The 19402-nt window shown below is 70.4% G+C and carries 14 protein-coding genes and 2 pseudogenes; 4 read left to right on the top strand and 12 right to left on the bottom strand.

Annotation, left to right across the window (positions count from 1 at the left end; genetic code table 11):
* Position 1 precedes the first annotated feature (1 nt).
* On the bottom strand, positions 2-2461 hold the full coding sequence (gene pcrA, locus O7543_RS23945; RefSeq protein ID WP_281567253.1) for a DNA helicase PcrA: 2460 nt from the start codon (positions 2459-2461) through the stop codon (positions 2-4).
* A gap of 315 nt (positions 2462-2776) precedes the next feature.
* Between pcrA and O7543_RS23940 the strand changes: the two genes are divergently transcribed.
* Positions 2777-3163: a chorismate mutase gene (locus O7543_RS23940; RefSeq protein ID WP_281567252.1), complete on the top strand. Its 387-nt coding sequence runs from the start codon at positions 2777-2779 to the stop codon at positions 3161-3163.
* Between the two features lie 131 nt (positions 3164-3294).
* On the opposite strand, the gene O7543_RS23935 is transcribed toward O7543_RS23940, so the two are convergent.
* The 7 genes from O7543_RS23935 to O7543_RS23905 all read right to left on the bottom strand — a co-directional run bounded on the left by O7543_RS23935 (position 3295) and on the right by O7543_RS23905 (position 11498).
* Positions 3295-4305 carry a dipeptide ABC transporter ATP-binding protein gene (locus O7543_RS23935; RefSeq protein WP_281551816.1) on the bottom strand — a complete coding sequence of 337 codons (1011 nt, stop codon included), beginning with the start codon at positions 4303-4305 and terminating at the stop codon, positions 3295-3297.
* Positions 4298-5341, bottom strand: coding sequence for an ABC transporter ATP-binding protein (locus tag O7543_RS23930; protein WP_281567251.1), 1044 nt, complete (start codon positions 5339-5341; stop codon positions 4298-4300). Before O7543_RS23930 ends, O7543_RS23935 begins: the two co-directional genes overlap by 8 nt.
* Before the next feature lie 8 nt (positions 5342-5349).
* A complete protein-coding gene (locus O7543_RS23925) occupies positions 5350-6288 on the bottom strand; it encodes an ABC transporter permease (protein WP_348650037.1) in 939 nt (312 codons plus the stop codon).
* A gap of 71 nt (positions 6289-6359) precedes the next feature.
* Entirely contained in the window at positions 6360-7370 is a 1011-nt protein-coding gene (locus O7543_RS23920) for an ABC transporter permease (protein ID WP_281551818.1), read from the bottom strand.
* A gap of 105 nt (positions 7371-7475) precedes the next feature.
* Positions 7476-9077 (bottom strand): ABC transporter substrate-binding protein, encoded by a 1602-nt coding sequence (locus tag O7543_RS23915; RefSeq protein WP_281551819.1) that lies wholly within the window; start codon positions 9075-9077, stop codon positions 7476-7478.
* A gap of 458 nt (positions 9078-9535) precedes the next feature.
* On the bottom strand, positions 9536-10243 hold the full coding sequence (locus O7543_RS23910) for a response regulator transcription factor (RefSeq protein WP_281551820.1): 708 nt from the start codon (positions 10241-10243) through the stop codon (positions 9536-9538).
* Positions 10236-11498 carry an ATP-binding protein gene (locus O7543_RS23905; RefSeq protein ID WP_281555720.1) on the bottom strand — a complete coding sequence of 421 codons (1263 nt, stop codon included), beginning with the start codon at positions 11496-11498 and terminating at the stop codon, positions 10236-10238. The genes O7543_RS23910 and O7543_RS23905 overlap by 8 nt, the downstream gene beginning before the upstream one ends.
* Positions 11499-11742: 244 nt before the next feature.
* Here O7543_RS23905 and O7543_RS23900 point away from each other — a divergent pair, with 244 nt between their 5' ends.
* The 3 genes and pseudogenes from O7543_RS23900 (at position 11743) to O7543_RS23890 (ending at position 14952) form a co-directional block, all read left to right on the top strand.
* Positions 11743-13293: a PspC domain-containing protein gene (locus O7543_RS23900; RefSeq protein WP_281567250.1), complete on the top strand. Its 1551-nt coding sequence runs from the start codon at positions 11743-11745 to the stop codon at positions 13291-13293.
* Positions 13290-13475, top strand: a pseudogene (locus O7543_RS30250) (hypothetical protein); the annotation flags it as partial. The gene O7543_RS23900 and the pseudogene O7543_RS30250, both read left to right, overlap by 4 nt.
* Positions 13476-13698: 223 nt before the next feature.
* Positions 13699-14952, top strand: coding sequence for a phosphatidylserine decarboxylase (locus O7543_RS23890; RefSeq protein WP_281551823.1), 1254 nt, complete (start codon positions 13699-13701; stop codon positions 14950-14952).
* A gap of 42 nt (positions 14953-14994) precedes the next feature.
* On the opposite strand, the gene O7543_RS23885 is transcribed toward O7543_RS23890, so the two are convergent.
* From O7543_RS23885 to O7543_RS23870, 4 genes and pseudogenes are all read right to left on the bottom strand, one after another.
* Positions 14995-16053: a phosphatidylcholine/phosphatidylserine synthase gene (locus tag O7543_RS23885; protein WP_281551824.1), complete on the bottom strand. Its 1059-nt coding sequence runs from the start codon at positions 16051-16053 to the stop codon at positions 14995-14997.
* Between the two features lie 253 nt (positions 16054-16306).
* On the bottom strand, positions 16307-17251 hold the full coding sequence (locus tag O7543_RS23880; protein WP_281567249.1) for an NUDIX domain-containing protein: 945 nt from the start codon (positions 17249-17251) through the stop codon (positions 16307-16309).
* A gap of 276 nt (positions 17252-17527) precedes the next feature.
* Complete coding sequence (guaA, locus tag O7543_RS23875; protein ID WP_281551826.1) at positions 17528-19081, bottom strand: glutamine-hydrolyzing GMP synthase; 1554 nt, start codon at positions 19079-19081, stop codon at positions 17528-17530.
* 57 nt (positions 19082-19138) lie between these two features.
* Positions 19139-19371: pseudogene (locus O7543_RS23870) on the bottom strand (GMC oxidoreductase); the annotation flags it as partial.
* Positions 19372-19402: the final 31 nt, after the last annotated feature.

Below are 19402 nucleotides of genomic sequence, written 5' to 3'. Positions count from 1 at the left end.
GTCAAACCTTCTCGATCGGCGCGTGCCGCAGCACCAGCCACATCGTCTGGTCGCCGAAGTCGACCTGCGCCCTGGCTCCCGGCCCGTGCCCCTCCACCGCCAACACCCGGCCCAGCCCGTACCGCTGGTGGTTGACCCGCTCCCCCACCGTCACCTTGGGCGCGGTGGGCAGCTCGCTGGCGGTACTCAGCCGACTCGGGTCCACCCCGAGCCGCTGAGCGAGGCGGGCGGCTTTCGGCGTACCGCCGGCGAAGCCGCCACCTCGCGCGACCGGTGACCGGTCTGCGGCGGCCGACCGCCCACCGACCCCGCCACCCGTGCCCGACCAGGAGGTGTACGCCGCCTCGGTCCGCTCCCAGCGGACCAGCTCGGCCGGCAACTCGGAGAGGAACCGCGACGGCGGGTTGTATGCCGGCTGCCCCCACGCGGCCCGGGTCACCGACCGGGACAGGAACAGGCGCTGCCGGGCCCGGGTGATCCCGACGTACGCCAGCCGCCGCTCCTCCTCCAGCTCCCGGGTGTCGCCGAGGGCCCGCAGGTGCGGGAAGACGCCGTCCTCCAGACCGGTCAGAAAGACCACCGGGAACTCCAGGCCCTTGGCGGTGTGCAGCGTCATCAGGGTGACCACACCCTGGTGGTCCGGGTCGTCGTCAGGCACCTGGTCGGCGTCGGCGACCAGCGCGACCTGCTCCAGGAAGCCGGCCACGGTCGCCGGCTCGTCGGACGCCTCGACCCGCTCGGTGTACTCGCGGGCCACGCTGACCAGCTCCTGCAGGTTCTCCACCCGGCCGGCGTCCTGCGGATCCAGGCTCTCCTCCAGCTCGGTCAGATAGCCCGAGCGCAGCAGCACCGACTCCAGTGCCTCCTCCGGGGTGGTGGTGGCCAGCTGCTCCCGCACGCCGTCGAGCAGCGCCACGAAGTCGGTGATCGCGTTCACCGCCCGAGTGGAGATCCCCGGTGCCTCGGCCGCCCGGCCCAGCGCAGCACCGAACGAGATCCGCTCGCGGGCGGCCAGCGCCTCGACGCACGCCTCGGCCCGGTCGCCGATGCCCCTACGCGGCGTGTTGAGTACCCGCCGGATGCTCACCGTGTCGTCGGCGTTGACCACCGCCCGCAGGTAGGCCAGCGCGTCGCGGACCTCCCTACGCTCGTAGAAGCGCACCCCGCCGACCACCTTGTACGGCAGGCCGACCCGGATGAACACCTCCTCGAAGACCCTGGACTGGGCGTTGGTGCGGTAGAAGACCGCCACGTCGCCCGGTCGGGCCGCGCCGTCGTCGCACAACCGGTCGATCTGCCGGGCCGCCCAGTCCGCCTCGGCGTGCTCGGTGTCGGCGACGTAGCCGACGATCTGCTCGCCGTCGCCCTGGTCGCTCCACAGCCGCTTCGGCTTGCGGCCGGCGTTGTTGGTGATCACCGCGTTGGCGGCGGTCAGGATCGTCTGGGTGGAGCGGTAGTTCTGCTCCAGCAGGATCGTCCTGGCCTGGGCGAAGTCCCGCTCGAACTCCAGAATGTTGCGGATGGTGGCGCCCCGGAAGGCGTAGATCGACTGGTCTGCGTCGCCGACCACGCAGAGCTCCCCCGGCGGCACGTCGTCCGACCCGTCGCCCACCAGCTCCTTGACCAGCTGATACTGCGCGTGGTTGGTGTCCTGGTACTCGTCGACCAGCACGTGCCGGAACCGCCGCCGGTAGCTGCCGGCCACGTGCGGGTGGGCCTGCAGCAGGTGCACCGTCGTCATGATCAGGTCGTCGAAGTCGAGCGCGTGTGCCTCGCGCAGCCGACGCTGGTAGAGCGTGTAAGCCTCGGCCAGGGCCCGCTCATTGGGGCCGGCCGCCCGGTCGGCGAACGTCTCCGGGTCGACCAGCTCGTTCTTCAGGTTCGACACCTGGGTGGCCAGCCCACGGGCCGGGTAGCGCTTCGGGTCCAGGTCGAGCTCCCGGGCGACCAGCTGCATCAGCCGCCGTGAGTCGTCCGCGTCGTAGATGGAGAACGTCGACTTCAGCCCCGCGTGCTCGTGCTCGGCCCGCAGGATCCGTACGCAGGCGGAGTGGAAGGTGGAGACCCACATCATCCGGGCCCGCGGCCCGACCAGGTTGCCGACCCGCTCCTTCAGCTCACCGGCCGCCTTGTTGGTGAAGGTGATCGCCAGGACCTCACCGGGGTGGGTCTGCCTGGCCGCGAGCAGGTACGCGATCCGGTGGGTGAGCACCTTCGTCTTGCCGGAACCAGCGCCGGCCACGATCAGCAGCGGGCCACCGGCGTGGGTGACCGCCTCTCGTTGCGGGCCGTTGAGCCCGGTCAGCAGCGCGGCGGCAGCCAGATTTGGCTCAGCCGGCCCTCGGCCGGCCGAACTGGGCTCAGCCGGCCCCCGGCCGGCCGAACTGGGCTCAGCCGGCGGACCGCCCCGATCCGTGACTGGTACGGATGGGGCCGCTGGGGTTTCGAAGAGTGGATGCATCGCACGGGCGAGTCTATGCCGCACGACCGACAGCACCGCGCCGCCAGGCCCGCGCCGCCAGACTGGGGCCGTCGGCGCGCTGGGTGTCTTCCCAGAGGGTGGCGGAATTCTTGCGCTGGCGTCGCCAGCCTGGGCATACTCGTAGCGTGATCCGCCAGGCACGATTCTTCTTTAGCTACGGTTCCGGGAGTCCGGCTGCCGTAGGTCGCGCCTGATCATCAGACCTACAAGTGCCCCGGGCTTTCGCGAGAGCCCGGGGCACTTCGCGTTCCGGGTTCCGCGTCCACCGGGGCCGGACAGTCCAGGAGGCAGGACATGGGGACCAACGCCGTTGCGCACACCGCCGACAGCAGCGCGACGCCACCGGCCGGCACCGCTGAGGAGGCGGGCCAGTCTGGCGCGATCGGCCCGGCAGGGCGATCCGACGGTCGTCACCAGACCGGGACGGACGCGCCGGAGGCGGCCGACCGTATCCTGGCCATCCGAAACAGGATCAACGAGATCGACGACGCGCTGATCGCGCTCTGGCAGGAACGGGCCGAGCTGTCGCGGCAGGTGGGCGCGGTCCGGATCGCCTCGGGCGGCACCCGGCTGGTGCTCTCCCGGGAACGTGAGATTGTCGACCGCTACCGGTCTGAACTGGGTGCCGACGGCACCCAGTTGGCGCTGCTGGTGCTGCGGGCCGGCCGCGGCCCACTGTGATCACCGGCCCGGCCGTCACCTCAGCCAGCCGGCGCTCGATTCAGCCGGGCGGAACGCACGAGGGCGGCCAGCCGGCCCGCTCCCACCATGCGTCAACGTGATGCGAGGCGACGAGCGGGCCGGCGCCCGGACTACTCGGTGACGTGCACGACGTCGCGCACCTCGGCGAAGTGGCAGGCGCTGGGGTGCGCCGACGTCTCCCGTACCGTCAGGGTCGGTTCCTCGGCGGCGCAGATGTCCTGTGCCTTCCAGCAGCGGGTCCGGAACCGGCAGCCCGACGGCGGGTCGGCCGGTGACGGCACGTCGCCTTCCAGCACGATCTGGTCCCGCAGGCCGCGCACCGTCGGGTCGGGCAGCGGGACCGCGGAGAGCAACGCCTGGGTGTACGGGTGGGTCGGCCGCTCGTAGATCTCCTCCTCGGTGCCGATCTCCGCGATCTTGCCGAGGTACATCACACCGACCCGGTGTGCGATGTGCCGCACCACCGACAGGTCGTGGGCGATGAAGATGTACGACAGCCCCAGTTCCTTCTGCAGCTGCTCCAGCAGGTTGATCACCTGCGCCTGGATCGACACGTCCAGCGCGGAGACCGGCTCGTCGCAGAGGATGATCTCCGGGCGCAGCGCCAGCGCCCGGGCGATGCCGATCCGCTGCCGCTGCCCGCCGGAGAACTGGTGCGGGTAGCGGTTGATGTGGTCCGGGTTGAGGCCGACCAGCTCCAACAGCTCCTGGACGCGGCGGCTACGGTCGCTCTTCGGCGCCACGTCCGGGTGGATCTCGAACGGCTCGCCGATCAGGTCACCGACCGTCATCCGCGGGTTCAGCGAAGTGTACGGGTCCTGCATCACCAGCTGGATGTTGCGCCGGGCCCGGCGCATCTCGGCGCCGCTGCGGCCGGCCACGTCCGCGCCGTGCACCATGATCGAACCGGACGACGGGGTCTCCAACCCGACAAGCAGCTTGGCCAGGGTGGACTTGCCGCAGCCGGACTCGCCGACGATGCCGAGCGTCTCGCCCCGGTGCAGCTGGAGGCTGATCCCGTCCACCGCGCGGACCGCGCCGATCTGCCTCTTGAACAGGATGCCCTGGGTCAGCGGGAAGTGCTTGACCAGATCCTTGGTCTCCAGGACAACGTCACTCATCGCCCTTGACCTCCTTCCAGAAGTGGCAGGCGGAGGTCCGGCTCGGCGTTAGCGCGAACCGGGGCGGCTCCGGGTCGGCCCGGCAGACATCCTGCGCGTACCGGCAGCGCGGGTTGAACGAGCAGCCGGCCGGGATGTTCGTCAGCGCGGGCGGCAGGCCCTTGATGACGTTCAGCTCCTGGCCTTTGAGGTCGATCCGGGGGATCGATTCCAGCAGCGCCTTGGTGTACGGGTGCGCCGGCGAGGCGTAGATGTCCCGCACCGGCGCCTCCTCGACGACCCGACCGGCGTACATGACCGAGATCCGGTCGGCGACGTCGGCCACCACCCCCATGTCGTGGGTGATCAGCACCAGGCCCATGTTGCGTTCCCGCTGCAGCTCCGCGAGCAAAGCCATCACCTGGGCCTGGACGGTGACGTCGAGCGCGGTGGTCGGCTCGTCGGCGATCAGCACCTCGGGGTCGAGAGCCAGCGCCATCGCGATCATCACCCGCTGGCGCATGCCACCGGAGAACTGGTGCGGGAAGTCGCCGACCCGCTGTTTGGCCGCCGGGATCTTCACCAGGTCGAGCAGCTCGACCGCCCGTGCCTTCCCGTCGGCCCGGGACATCCCCCGGTGCTTGCGGAACAGCTCGGAGAGCTGGAAGCCGACGGTGAACACCGGGTTCAACGCCGACAGCGCGTCCTGGAAGATCATCGCGATCCGGTTGGCCCGGATCTTGCGCCGCTGCGACTCGGGCAGCTTGAGCAGGTCCACGCCCCGGTACTTGATCTCGCCGCCGGTGACGAACCCGGGCGGCGAGTCGATGATGCCCATGATCGCCTGGGCGGTGACGCTCTTGCCGCAACCGGACTCACCCAGGATGGCCAGGGTCTCGCCGGCCTGCAACGAGAAGCTCACCCCGTTGACCGCGCGGGCGATGCCGTTGCGGGTGCGGAACTCGACCTGCAGGTCGTTGACCTCCAGCGGCGGTGCGCTGGCGTCGAGGCCGGGCAGCGCGTCGATGGTGGCGGTGATGTCTCTGTCTGTCGCCATGGCTCACCTCACCGCAGCTTCGGGTCGAGGGCGTCACGCAGGGCGTCGCCCATGAGGATGAAGGAGAGCACCGTGCCGACCAGCAGCCCGCACGGGAAGAGCAGCAGCCACGGGTGGTCCAGGAAGTAGACCTGGTGCTGGGAGATCATGATCCCCCAGGACTCCTCCGGTGGCTGCAGACCGACACCGAGGTAGGTCAGCGTCGCCTCGGCGGAGACGAACGCGCCCAGGGTGATCGTCGCGTAGACGACCATCGGTGCGATCGCGTTCGGCAGGATGTGCCGGAACATCAGTCGACCGTGCCCGGCCCCCATCGCCTTGGCCGCCTGCACGTAGTCCAGGCCCTTGGAGGAGAGCACGCTGCCGCGCATGATCCGGGCGATGGTGGTCCAGCCGAGCACGATCAGGACGGCGGCCAGCGTCCAGACGTTCTGCTGCTTGATCACGGTCAGGAAGACGATCGCACCGAGCAGGAACGGCAGCGAGAAGAAGATGTCGGTGATCCGCGAGATGATCGCGTCCACCCAGCCGCCGAAGTAGCCGGCGAGCAGCCCGGCGGTGCCGCCGAGCAGGACGATGCCCAGCGTGGCGAAGATCGCGATCTGCAGCGACGGCCGGGCCCCGTGGATGGCGTGCGAGTAGTAGTCGCAGCCCAGGTTGTTGAACCCGAACGGGTGCTCCCAGCTGGGCGCGATCCGGGTCCGCTGGACGTCGCAGGCGCGCGGGTCCTGCCGGGTCCACAGGGTGGGGAAGGCGGCCATCGACGCGACCAGCAGCACGTAGATCGACGCGGCGATGAAGACCGGGTCGCGCAGCAGTTGCCGCCGGGCGTCGGCCCACAGGCTGGCGTTGCGTTCGGTGGTGGCCGCGGCCGGGGCCGGTTCGGGTGGCGGTGGTGCCACCTCGGTGCCGCCGGCGGGGGCCGTGGGATGGGTCGGGTCACTCATGGTGGCACCTCGCTACGCTCGGTCCGCCGTGGATCAGCACGGCACCGGGCCAGATGTTCGGTCCATTGTGATCACTCATAGCGGATCCTCGGATCGAGGACCGCGTAAAGCAGGTCCACCAGCAGGTTCACCAGCAGGAAGACCATGACCAGCATGGTCACCACACCGATCGCCACCGAGGCTTCACCTGAGGTGGCGGCCTGGGCGACCAACGATCCGATACCACGTACGTTGAAGATCCGCTCGGTGACCACCGCGCCGCCCATCAGCGAGCCGATGTCGACACCGAGGTACGTGATCACCGGGATGAGCGAGTTGCGCAGTGTGTGCACGCCGATGACCCGCCGGTTTGCCAGACCCTTGGCCTTGGCGGTACGCACGTAGTCGGCCCGGATGTTCTCCATGATGCTGGTCCGGGTGAGCCGGGCGGTGGTGGCCAGGGAGACCGCGCCGAGCACCATGCCGGGGATGACCAGGCTGGCGGTCGGGTAGTCGGCGATGAACCCGGCGCCGAAGACGCCTCGCGAGATCAGTTCCGGTATCCAGTCCTGCCCGCGCAGGACGTTGCCGAACTCGACGCCGACGTACTGGCGGACCACGACGCCGAGGACGAAGATCGGCACGGAGATGACGAAGACCGTGGAGATCTTGACCAGGTAGTCCCAGAAGCTGCCGTTACGCAGACCGGCCAGGACGCCGGCGAAGATGCCGATGACCGCCTCGAAGACGATGGCGATGAGCACCAGCTTGAGGGTGTGCGGCAGGGCCCGGGAGACGAGCTCGGTGACCGGCTCCTGCTGCAGGTTGATGCCGAAGTCGAAGCGCAGGAAGATGTCCTGCAGGCGGTCGAGGAACAGACCGAAGCACGGGTTGCCCGGCTGCTCCAGGCAGGGGTCGCCGAAGCCGAGCTTCTCGGTCATGGCGGCGAGCTGAGCTTCTGTCGGCTTGCGGTCGCCGAAGATCGCCCGGACCGGGTTGCCGCTGAACTGGATGCCCAGCGACGTGACGTAGTGCAGTAGGAACATGGTGCCCAGCACGGTGGGGATGAACTGGAGCAACCGTCGGATGACGTAGCGCCCCATCTGGGGGGTCTCCTCTCGGCGCTAAACGTGGCGGCAACAGGCCCCCTCGTGGGAGTTCCCGTTGCCGCCACGTCGCGTTACGACTTGATCAGTCAGACTCGCAGGTCAGGAGTTCTTCAGAGTGATCTTGCCGTACTCAGCGTCCGAGATCTTGTTCCAGTGGAATTCGTCGACGTTCTCGCCGTACAGCGCAGCGATCTTGCTGAACCACATCGGGATGACCGGCATGTCCTCCACGATGAGGTCCTCGGCCTGGTTGTAGAACGGGATGGCCGCCTCGAGGTCCGCCGCGGCGTCGCCCTGGGCGATCAGCGCGTCGAAGTCGGGGTTGTTGTAGCCGGACGCGTTGCTGTCCGAACCGGAGCCGTAGAGCGGGTAGAGGTAGGTCTCGACCACCGGGTAGTCCGGGCCCCAGCCGAGCCGGAACGGACCGGTGAACTCCTTCTCGTCGGCGGTCGCCAGGTACTCGGGGAACTGCAGGTTGACCTTCAGCTCGTAGTCGATGCCCAGCGCGGCCTTCAGCTGGTCGCCGACCGCCTGCAGCCACTGCTCGTGACCGGCACCGGCGTTGGCCCACAGCACCAGCGGCTCGCCGTCCCAGCCGCCGGCCTCTTCCAGCAGCTCCTTGGCCCGCTCGACGTCCTGGGTGCAGTACTCGCAGACACCCGGGCGGTAGCCGTCGAAGGTCGGCGCCACAACGCCCTCAGCGGGGGTGAACCGGCCGTCGAAGACGGCGTCGATGATGCCCTGCCGGTCGACCGCGAGCGAGAAGGCCTGCCGGACCCGCTTGTCGGCGAAGCGCTCGTCGTAGGTCGGGAAGCCGACGTAGGTGAAGCTGTCGCCGGGGGCCTCGTACATCCGGTCGCCGTACTGCTGCTTGGCCTCCTGGTACCGCGCCGGCGGGATGGTGTACATCACGTCCAGCTCGCCGGACTGGAAGGCGGCGTAGCCGGCGTCCACATCGGCGTAGATCTTGTAGTCCAGGACGTCGGCCGCGCCCTTCTCCTCACCGGCCCAGGTCTCGCTGCGCGCCAACTGGATCCGCTGGTCGTGCTCCCAGCTGCCCTCGATCTTGTACGGACCGTTGCCGATCGGGGTCTCGTTGCAGGCGTCGGTGTCCTCGAGGCAGGCCTCGGCCATCGGGAAGAACCCGGAGTAGCCGACGATCGCCGGGAAGCCGGCGAACGGCTCCTTCAGCTCGACGGTGAAGGTCAGCTCGTCGACCTTGGCCAGGCCGGAGAGCTCCTCGGCCGCCGGCTCCTCGCCGCTGACCTCGTCGATGCCGACGATGCGCTTCATGAAGTAGGCGTTGTTCTGGGCGTTGGGCCCGTACGCCGTGTAGTTCCACGCCCGGATGAAGGCGTCGGCGTTGACCGGCTCACCGTTGTCGAAGGTGTAGCCGTCCTTGAGCGTGACCGTCCAGGTCTTGTTGTCCTCGGACTCGATCGACTCGGCGAGGTCGTTCTCCGGCTCACCGGTCTCGGCGTTGTACTTGACCAGACCACGGTAGAGCTGGCGGATGACCAGGATGGACGGCTCGTCGTCACCAGCGGACGGCAGCAGGAACGCCGGCTCCGAGGCGTAGATGCGAAGCGTACCGCCGGAGTTGTTGTTCTCCGTGGTGTCTTCGCCGTCGCTACTGCAAGCGGTGGCGAACAGAGCGATGGCGGTCGCTGCGACCGCCACCTTTAGGGTTTTCCCACGCATGGGAGAGCCTCCTCAGGGCGCTCACGGGGGGGTTGTGAGGTGACTGACACTGTGACACCAGGTAGCCCGTTGCGTGAAGGTGCCGTTATCAAGGTGATACGCGGACGGGACGGCCCCGATACTCCGGTCAAGATCACTCAACCGTCGCTCAGACCCGCCCTGACCTGGGCATCCGACCACTGTACAACCCTTATTACCGCAGAGTAGGAAAGCCCTCGTGTGACCTTCCCCGCGACCCCTCCATCACGTTCGGATGTTAAGTCAATACGATTAGTCACCACTTGTCCGAGGTGCCCGGATGCCGGATTGGCGGCAATTGCCGGCTTGTAACCTCAGGGTTAACACCGGTCCGCAGCAGACGCATCGCGAGCCCACAACCAGGCCCGCCATGATCGACACCGGACGGATCGCCAACCAGGTTCCCACCATCCGGGAGATAGAGCAAGTCCGCTGGTCGGTCAGATGAGCCGGCGGTCCGCCGCCCATCTGGACAGTTCGTACCGGTTCGACATCTGCAGCTTGCGCAGCACGTTCGAGACGTGGGTCTCCACCGTCTTGATCGAGATGAACAGCTCCTTGGCGATCTCCTTGTAGGCGTAGCCCCGGGCGAGTAGCCGCAGCACCTCCCGCTCCCGGTTGGTCAGCTGGTCCAGCTCCGGATCCACCACCGGCGCGTCCGGCCGGGCGGCGAACGCGTCCAGCACGAACCCGGCCAGCCGGGGGCTGAACACCGCATCCCCGTCGGCCACCCGTTGGATCGCCGCCGCCAGATCGTCCGGTGAGATCGTCTTTGTCACGTAGCCACGTGCGCCGGCCCGGATCAGCCCGATCACGTCCTCCGCCGCGTCCGAGACGCTCAGCGCCAGGAACCGCACCGACGGCCGCGCCACGCCCGAGCCCCGCAGCACCGCGTCCAGCACCGCCCGTCCCCCACCATCAGGCATGTGTACGTCGAGCAGCACCACGTCGGGGCCGACCGCGGCGATCCCGCTGACCGCCTCGGCCACCGTGCTCGCCTCGCCCACCACATCCACGTGGGCGCCGAGTTCGGCGCGGACCCCGGTACGGAACATCGCATGGTCGTCGACCAGGAATACCCGCAACCGCCGTCCGTCCGGCTGCCCCGGTGCCCCACCCGCCGCCGGCTGGCTGGTCGGTTCACTCATGTCGGCCATCCTCTCCAGGCTGTCGGCTCTCCGGCCCAGGCCGCCGGCTCTCCGGCCCGACCGGCAGCGTCAGCCGGACCTCGGTACCCGAGCCCGGCGTACTAATGATCTCGGCTCGACCGCCGTGCCGGCGCATCCGGCCGACGATCGAGCCGCGCACCCCGTGCCGGTGGTCCCCCACCCGGGTCGGGTCAAAGCCCGCGCCCCGGTCCCGGACGAAGACGCTGAGCTGCTCCGGCTCCACCTCCGCGTACAGCGACACAGTCTGCACCCCGGCGTGACGCGCCGCGTTGACCAGCGCCTCCCGGGTCGCCGCCACCAGCGCGCCAACCCGCTCGTCGGTGCCCCGGTCGCCCACCACAACGGCCTCGACGGACAATCCGAAAGTGTCTTCCACCTCGGCCGCGACCTGCTCCAACGCCGCCGCGAACCGCTCGGTCGGCGAGGCGGTCGGCTTGTAGAGCCAGTTCCGCAGCGTCCGCTCCTGCCCCCGGGCCAGCCGCTGCACGGTCTTCGGGTCGGCGGCGTTGCGCTGGATCAGCGCCAAGGTGTGCAGCACCTGGTCGTGGATCATCGCGGCAAGCTCGGCCCGCTCCTGCTCCCGGACCCGGCCCTCCCGCTCGGTGCGCAACTGGTTGAACGTCCGCCACAGCACCGGGGCGGTGACCACCCCGACGCCAGCGAGACCGACCAGGGCGAAGATGACGCCGTTGATGACGGCGGCGAAGTCGCCCCGGGGCGAATACACCGCCACCACCCCGATCACGCCGACCGCCACCAGCAGCCCGCCGCCGATGAACCGCAGCAGGAAGGCCCGGCGGTCGCTCTCGTCGACCACCGCGCCCAGCCACGGCACCTGTGGCAGGGTCTCCCGCCAGGCCCGCCGGCGCTCCGGTGCCGACTGGTGCCAGATGATCCCGGTCCCGACCGCGATGACCGCCACCAGCCAGCCGGCGGTGGCACTCACTCCACTGGATTCGAAGACCAGCACCTGGATCAAGATGACGCCGAGGCCGATCGCCACGAACGGCAGTAGTTCGCCCAGGTCGCGACGCTTCGGGGGCCCAACGGTCGCAGGTGGCACCACCGCCCAGAACGCCGCGTAGAGCAGCACCCCGAGGCCGCTGAACCCGATCAGTACGACGAACGCCACCCGTACGCCGACCACCGGCAGTCGCAGGTGGTGGGCGATCCCGGCGGCGACTCCGGCGACCACCCGCTGCTCGCGACTGCGATACAGACGTGGCGGCTCGATCGCGGTAGTGATCGCTGCCTCCTCGGCGGGTGGGACGTGGACGGTCTGACGGCCGATTCCGGCCGGCGGCGCCCGGCGGCGGTGACTTCGGCCGGTGGATACCGGCCGGTGGATTCGATCGTCACACGGCGACGACCCGCGCGACCACGGGGACGTCCCGGACAGCCACCGTCTGGAAAGTCAGGGTGGCTTCAGGGTCGATTCCCGAGGCAGGTCGGGCAGCCGGACACGGAGGATCACAAGTATGACCGACGACCCGACCAAGCCAGGTGGACCGGCGCAGCCACCCGACCCAGCGACCGAACCGGCACAGCCACCCGACCCAGCGGACGAGTCGACGCAGCCACCCGACCAGGCAACGGGGCCGGCAGGGGCGGCCAGTCCAGCGGGCGAGTCGGCCGGCGGGACCGCGTCGGCCCCGCCGACGGACCCCCCCACCACCGGGTACGGCTGGCAGCCACCGCCTCCGCAGGCCGAGGCCCTCGCCTCGCGGTACGGGTTGATCAGGCCGCGTCAGGGCCGGTACCTGGCCGGGGTGTGCGGAGCCATCGGCCGGGCCACCAACACCGACCCGGTTCTGTGGCGGGTGCTGCTGGCGGTGCTCGGCTTCTTCGGCGGTATCGGCATCCTGGTGTATCTGGTGGTGTGGCTGGCCACCCCGAGTGAGGGGGACAGCACCTCGCCGGTGGAAGGGCTGCTTGGCCGGGGCCGGTCGAGTACTTCACCGGTCACCGTCCTGGTGATCGGCATCCTCGCCGCTGTCATGTTCGGCTTCATCGTGACCGACGGGTTCCGGGCCGTCCTGCTCGGTTCGGCGGTGCTGATCGGCGGCGTGTTGCTGCTCAACCGCAGTCTCCGGGAGGACGGTCCGCGACCGGCTGGACCCCCGGCGCCGCCACCGCCGGGATACGGCCCACCGGCCGCGTACAGCCCACCGCCACCGGCGGGATACGGTCCGCCGCCACCGGCGGGATACGGTCCGCCGCCGTACGGGCCGGTAGCGGGAGCGGCGCTAGCGGCCGCACCGGTCGCCGCCGGCCAGCCGGCAGCCCTCGGGGGCTACCGGGCACCATTCGCGCCCTACGGCCCGTACGCGGGTCGCAGCGGGCCACCGGGGCAGTTTCCCCCGCCACCTCCGGTCCCACCGCACCCGGTGCCACCGCCACCGTCGGTCGCGCCACGGCCCCGTAAGGAACGGTCCCGGCTGGGCACCATCACATTTTCGATGATCTTCGTGGTGCTCGGGCTGGTCACCGCGCTCGACCTGACCGACCTGGCGCCCACGCCACCCTCGGCCTACTTCGCGGCGGTACTCGCCACGATCGCGGTCGGGCTGCTGGTCGGGGCCTGGATCGGCCGGGCCCGCTGGCTCATCGCGCTGGGTCTGACGGCTGCCGCAGCGGTCGGTGTCTCCAGCCTCGCCGAGTCGGCCAAGGAGGCCGCATCGGAGCCGATGGTGTGGAAACCGGCCACCTACGGCCAGGTGGATTCGCGTTACCAGGCAACGTTCGGCGACGCCGTGCTGGACCTGCGCAACGTGGACTTCACCGACCGGCAGAAGGACGTGACGGTCTCGCTGTCGTTCGGCAAACTTCGCGTCTACCTGCCGGACGAGGTCGACGTACGGACCGAGACCGACATGAACGCCGGTAACGCGTCCGTGCTCGGACACCGCTGGGACGGCTTCGAGCAGGGCCGCCGCATCGTGGAGGACCTCGGATCGGACGGTACCGGCGGCGGCGAACTCACCCTGCGGATCGAAATCAACGCCGGCGACCTGGAGGTCATCCGATGAAACGGCACCGCACCGACGGCGTCTCCCTCACCTTCGGCCTGATCTTCCTCCTGATCGCCGGTTGGTGGCTGATCGCCCAGTCAGTCGACGTACCGCTGCCCCGGGTCGGCTGGATCGTCGCCGGCGGGCTGATCCTGCTCGGCGTACTCGGGTTGGTGGGCGCGTTGCGGTCCGGCCGCAGCGAACCGCCCCCCGGCACCGCTGGCCAGGCCCACGGGCCGGCGGAAGCCGACGCCTCCGCGCCCGCCGGGCCGACGTCCGCCGGGCCGACGTCCGATGCCCCGACGTCTGCCGAGCCGGCCACCCGGCCCAGCGGATCGGGTGGTTGACGGCCCGCTGCAGCCCACCGGTGGTGCACCTATGCTGGGTCCGCGTCCCACCATTGCCGCGAGGAGCCCGTCCGCCATGTCCGACACCCCCGTACCAGTCACTTCCGTGCTTCGTGCCCGCGCCGACGTCGGCGACCGCGCCGCCCGGGCGCTGACCGCCGAACTCGCCCGGGACAACGCGGCGAAGCACGTCCTGCTGGTCGAGGTGGCCCCGGGATCGATGCTGGTCGACGCCGCCATCGACGCACTGCTACCCGGCGACACGATGACCGTGGTGCCGGCCAGCGTCGACCAGACGGCACAGCTGCGGGCGGAGATCGCCGGCCACGGCCCGTGGGTCGACGAACGGGTCCGGGTGATCGAGACGGCGTCGGCCGCCGACCCGGCCGACCTGCTCATCATCGGGACCGTCCTCACCGGCAGTGGTGAGCAGGCCCGCGTCATGATCGACGGCTACGGCAAGTACCTCACCGAAGGCGCCGTGCTGTCCGTGGCCGTCGCTGCGCTGCCGGGCGGCACCTCGGGTGCGGCCGCCGAACTGGACCGGCAGGTGGCGCTCTTCGGCGTCGGCAGTGACCTGGTGCTGCGCAACGTCCCGCCGCTGCGGGTGCACCGGCTGCGGTTCACCCCGGCGCCGGTCGACCGGGCCGCCAAGCTGGGGCCGGCGTTCCGGACGAGCAGCGTGCCGCTGACCCGGGGGATGCACATCGATTCCAGCGGCGTGGCCGCCGCCGGGATCGCCCTCGGGCTGGCCGCGGCGACCCGGCTGGCCCGGCCGAAGAGCCGGCTCTGGCTGCTGCCGGCGTTGGCCGCCGGCCCGGTCGCCGCGTTCTTCCGCGATCCGCAACGCGACGTTCCGGAGGATCCGACCGCCGTGGTCGCGGCGAGCGACGGCCGGGTGCTGTCGGTGGAGCGGGTGCACGACGAACGGCTCGGTGCCACCGGGTTCCTGCGGATCGCGGTCTTCCTCTCGGTGCTCGACGTGCACGTCAACCGCAGCCCGGTGGCCGGCCGGGTGGTCGACCACTTCGTCACCGACGGCGGTTTCGCCGCCGCGATGAAGCCGGCCGCCGAGCACAACGTCGCCGCGTACACGGTGCTGGAGACCGCTCGGGGCCGGGTGGTGGTCGCGCAGCGTACCGGAATGGTGGCCCGACGGATCGCGCACCGCGCCCCGGTCGGCAGTCTGCTCGCCAAGGGTGAGCGGTTCGGGCTGATCAGGTTCGGTTCACGCACCGACGTCTACCTGCCGGCGGACGCCGCCGAGGCGCTGGTCGGGCCGGGTGACCGGGTGGCCGGTGGCAGCTCGGTGATCGCCCGCTGGCGCTGACCCCCAGAGCCGGCCGGTCGGGGCCGGGCCGGTGGCTGAGGGTCAGGTGGCCCGCCGCTGGTGCAGCCAGAGCACCGGCCCGCTCACCAGGTAGGCCAGCACGGTCAGGCCGAAGGTCAGCCGCGCGTCGATCAACGCGCCGACCACCGGCACGACCCACAGCCACGGCGGCAGCTTGATCAGCCGGGCCAGCTTCGCGTACGGGAAGCTGGAGATCATCGCGAAGGCCAGCAGCGCCACGACCGCCAGCTGCGCACCGCCGGGGATCGGGACGTCGATCAGCACGCCGAGACCGAGGACGGCGGCGGCCAGCGTGGTCGGTACGCCGGTGAAGAACCGGCCGTCGCACGGCGACACGTTGAACCGGGCCAGCCGGATCGCTGCGCAGCCGGCGACCAGGGCGCAGGCGACCGCCGCGGCGGTGGTGGAGACCGAGCCGGCCAGCGAGGCGTAGACGACGACCGGGGCGGCCAGCCCGAACGAGCACATGTCGGCGAGTGAGTCCATCTGCGCGCCGAACGGGCTCGCCACCCCGAGCCGGCGGGCCAGCGCCCCGTCGAGTCCGTCGAAGACCACGCAGGCGATCAGGCAGGCCGCAGCCGGGCGTACGTCGCCTTCCATCGCCAGGAAGATGGCGGTGAGGCCGAGCGTGAGGCTGGCCAGCGTAGTCGAGTTGACCAGCACGAAGCCGGCCCGCCGGGCCGCCGTCGGGGTGCCGGGCAGCAGCGGTACGGCAGCCGGCGGCAGCTCTCCGGGCCGGCTGTCCGCCGTGGCGGTGTGGTCGTCGGGGGCGATCGGGCGGTCCTCGACACCGGTGGCAGGTGCCGGACCGACCGGACCGACCGCCGGGCTGAGCGGAGCGATCGCGGCGATCTCGGCCGCCGTCAGCGGGTCAACCCGGTACCGTCCGACGGAGTCCGCCGACCGCCGGCCGAAACGGAGCCGGTCGCTGCCGCTGCGGCCGACCCGCACCAGCAGGACCTGGCGGGCCAGGCTGCCACTACGACGAAGCGGACCGGTCCATCGACGGCCCGCCCATTGACGTCCTGCCGGCCGGGGACTGTCAGTCGTACGCCGCCGCCGCCACGGGGCTCTCGCCACGGATCCCTCCATCATCGGTCGGTCGCCCGGCGCAAGTTTGTGCCGGACGCCCGATTATGCGGCCTACACCATTGCACAGCCGACGCGGGATGGCGAGAGATCAGTCTGAGTTATGCCGGTTCGTCCGGGCCAAACCGGTCACCTGCTCACGGCGATGCGCTTGCTTCAGCAAGCGGTGCTAGCTGAAGCAAGCATCGACGACAGCCTTCCCAGCGGTGCCGCCGAGCGTCGGAGGGCACCGCCAGGGTCGGGGTCAGACCAGCCGGGCGGCTCCGACCGCCTCGGCGGTCACCTCGGTCAGCTCCGACCGGATGGCAGCCAGATCCGTCCGAGCGAACCAGCGGGCCTCCGAGGTCGACCCACCGATGTCAGTGACGATCGGCAGCGACGGGCGGTCCACCTCCACCTGGTAGAAGGCGCGCACCCCGTGCCAGTCGATCGGGTAGCCCTCCGGACCGAGCGAGGCCGCGTCCCGGTGGCTGGCCACGCCGAGCAGCCGGACCAGCCTGCCACGCTGGCCGGTCTCCTCGACCAGCTCTCGGATCAGCGCCGTGCCAGGCTGTTCGCCGTAGTCGGTGCCACCGCCGGGCAGATGCCACCGACCGGCACCCGGGTAGCCGGGCGCGATCCGGGTCAGCAGGACCCGCCGAGCCGGGTCGGTGGCGACCGCGTACGCGGCGAACCGTTGCGCCCGGTGCAGCCCGTCCGGCCCCGGTACGGCGTAGAACGACGGGAAGTCGGGAGCGGTGTCCGGGCGCAGGTCGATCGTCTCCGGCGGCAGGCCGAGGGCACTGGCGGTGAACGGACGCAGCGGCAGTTGCTTCGCCTCGTCCAGACTGCACCACCGGGCGAGGTCGGTAGGCTGGTTGATCCGGTGGCAGATCTGCCCGCCACGGATCGACGCATCGTAGATCAACCGGTCGGTGTGCAGGGTGATTCCGCGCCGAGGAAGGGAGCGCATGTCGGCAAGCACGTCACGCAACCCGGTGATCGCGACCGAAATGCCGGTTTCCGCGGCGGTCTCCCGGACCACGGTGTGGTTGGGATCCTCCCCGTGGTCCACCGCTCCTCCCGGCAGCGACCACACCCCGGGTGTACCAGAGCGCGGAGAGGCGCGGACCAGCAGAACCCGGTCCTCCGAATCGGCACAGACAGCGTATGCCGCGATCCTGCGAAGCGGCTCTAGGGCGGGAGTCACGAGTCCGAATTCTGCCCGCAAGTGGCCAGTCGGCGCGGACGACTGTCAGATTGGCGACAGTATTCTAGGTAACTACTTGACTACCTAGAGCCGCATTCCGGGACGGATCAGGGTATTGATCCGGGGGGTCACCGAGGTCGCCGAGGACCGCCGCGTGGACCGTTGAAGCATGACGACCTCCCAGAACCCCACAGCTCAGGCCCCGTACAAGCAACTCCGGCGACCCACCACGGACCGGATGATCGCCCCTCGGCCACCACCGGCTGACCGGTCAGTTCACTCCCACTCGATGGTGCCCGGCGGCTTGCTGGTCACGTCCAGCACCACCCGGTTCACTTCGGGCACCTCATTGGTGATCCGGGTGGAGATCCGGCCGATCACCTCGTACGGCAGCCGGGACCAGTCGGCAGTCATGGCGTCCTCACTGGACACCGGACGCAGCACCACCGGGTGGCCGTAGCTGCGCCCGTCGCCCTGCACCCCGACGCTGCGCACGTCGGCCAGCAGCACCACCGGAAACTGCCAGACGTCGCGGTCCAGCCCGGCGGCGGTCAGCTCCTCGCGGGCGATCAGATCGGCGGCGCGCAGCAGGTCCAGCCGCTGCCGGTCGACCGCGCCGATGATCCGGATCGCCAGCCCCGGGCCGGGGAACGGGTGCCGCCAGACCATCGCCTCCGGCAGCCCGAGTTGCAGGCCGAGCGCCCGCACCTCGTCCTTGAACAACGTGCGCAGCGGCTCGACCAGGGCGAACTGCAGGTCGTCCGGCAGCCCGCCGACGTTGTGGTGCGACTTGATGTTGGCGGTGCCGGTGCCGCCACCGGACTCCACCACGTCCGGGTAGAGGGTGCCCTGCACCAGGAACTCGACGTCACCGGCGGCGGCCACCTCGCGGGCCGCCGCCTCGAAGACCCGGATGAACTCCCGACCGATGATCTTGCGCTTCTGCTCCGGGTCGGTCACCCCGGCCAGCGCGCCGAGGAACTGGTCGGTGGCGTCGACCACCTTCAACTTGATCCCGGTCGCGGCGACGTAGTCCGACTCGACCTGCTCGGCCTCCCCTGCCCGCAGCAGCCCGTGGTCGACGAAGACACAGGTCAACTGGTCGCCGACAGCCCGGTGCACCAACGCGGCGGCGACCGCCGAGTCGACTCCGCCGGACAGCCCGCAGATGACCTCCTTGGCACCGACCTGCTCGCGGATCCGGGCCACCTGCTCGTCGATGATGTTCTGCGGCGTCCAGGTCGGCTCGATGCCGGCGATGTCGTACAGGAAGCGGGTCAGCATCAGCTGGCCGTGCGCGGTGTGCCCCACCTCCGGGTGGAACTGCACCCCGGCCCGCCGGCCGGCGAGATCCTCGAACGCGGCGACCGGCGCCCCGGCCGAGCCGGCGGTGACCGTGAACCCTTCCGGCGCGGCGGTCACGCAGTCACCGTGACTCATCCACACCGGGATCTCGGTCGGCAGCTCCCGCAGCAGCACTCCGGCCTCGGGACGGGCGGCCAGCGGGGTGCCGCCGTACTCCCGGTTGCCGGTGTGCGCCACCGTGCCGCCGAGCGCCAGCGCCATCGCCTGGAAGCCGTAGCAGATGCCGAAGACCGGCACCCCACCGTCGAACAGCTTCGGGTCGACCTGCGGGGCACCGTCGGCGTAGACGCTGGCCGGGCCGCCGGACAGGATGATCGCGGCCGGCTCCTTGGCCATCATCTCGGCCACCGGCATGTCGTGCGGGACGATCTCCGAGTAGACCTTGGCCTCGCGCACCCGACGGGCGATCAGCTGGGCGTACTGGGCTCCGAAGTCCACCACCAGGACCGGACGCGGCGTGCTCATGCTCCGGAGCCTACCGACCGTCGCCGAACCGTCCCGACGATGGTTCAGGGTCGCGGCTCAGCTCGCCGGGGGGCGGCGGTCCGGCTCGCCCTTGACCGGCCAGTGGGCCATCGCCCGCTCGGCGAGCGCGACGATGGTCAGCGACGGGTTCACCCCCCGGTTGGCCGGCGCCGCCGCGCCGTCGACCACGTACAGGCCCAGACAACCGAAAACCCGGTGGTACGCGTCGACGACGCCGTCGGAGCGGCTGGCGCCGATCACCGCCCGCCCAGGATGTGCGCGGTCAAAGGTGCGGTACGCGGTGTTCAGGTCCGCGAGGGC

Origin of the sequence: Solwaraspora sp. WMMA2080 (assembly GCF_027497395.1) — a bacterium.
Taxonomy (GTDB): Bacteria; Actinomycetota; Actinomycetes; order Mycobacteriales; family Micromonosporaceae; genus Micromonospora_E.
Note: the sequence above shows the minus strand (reverse complement) of the source record. Positions and strands in the feature narration are given on the sequence as shown.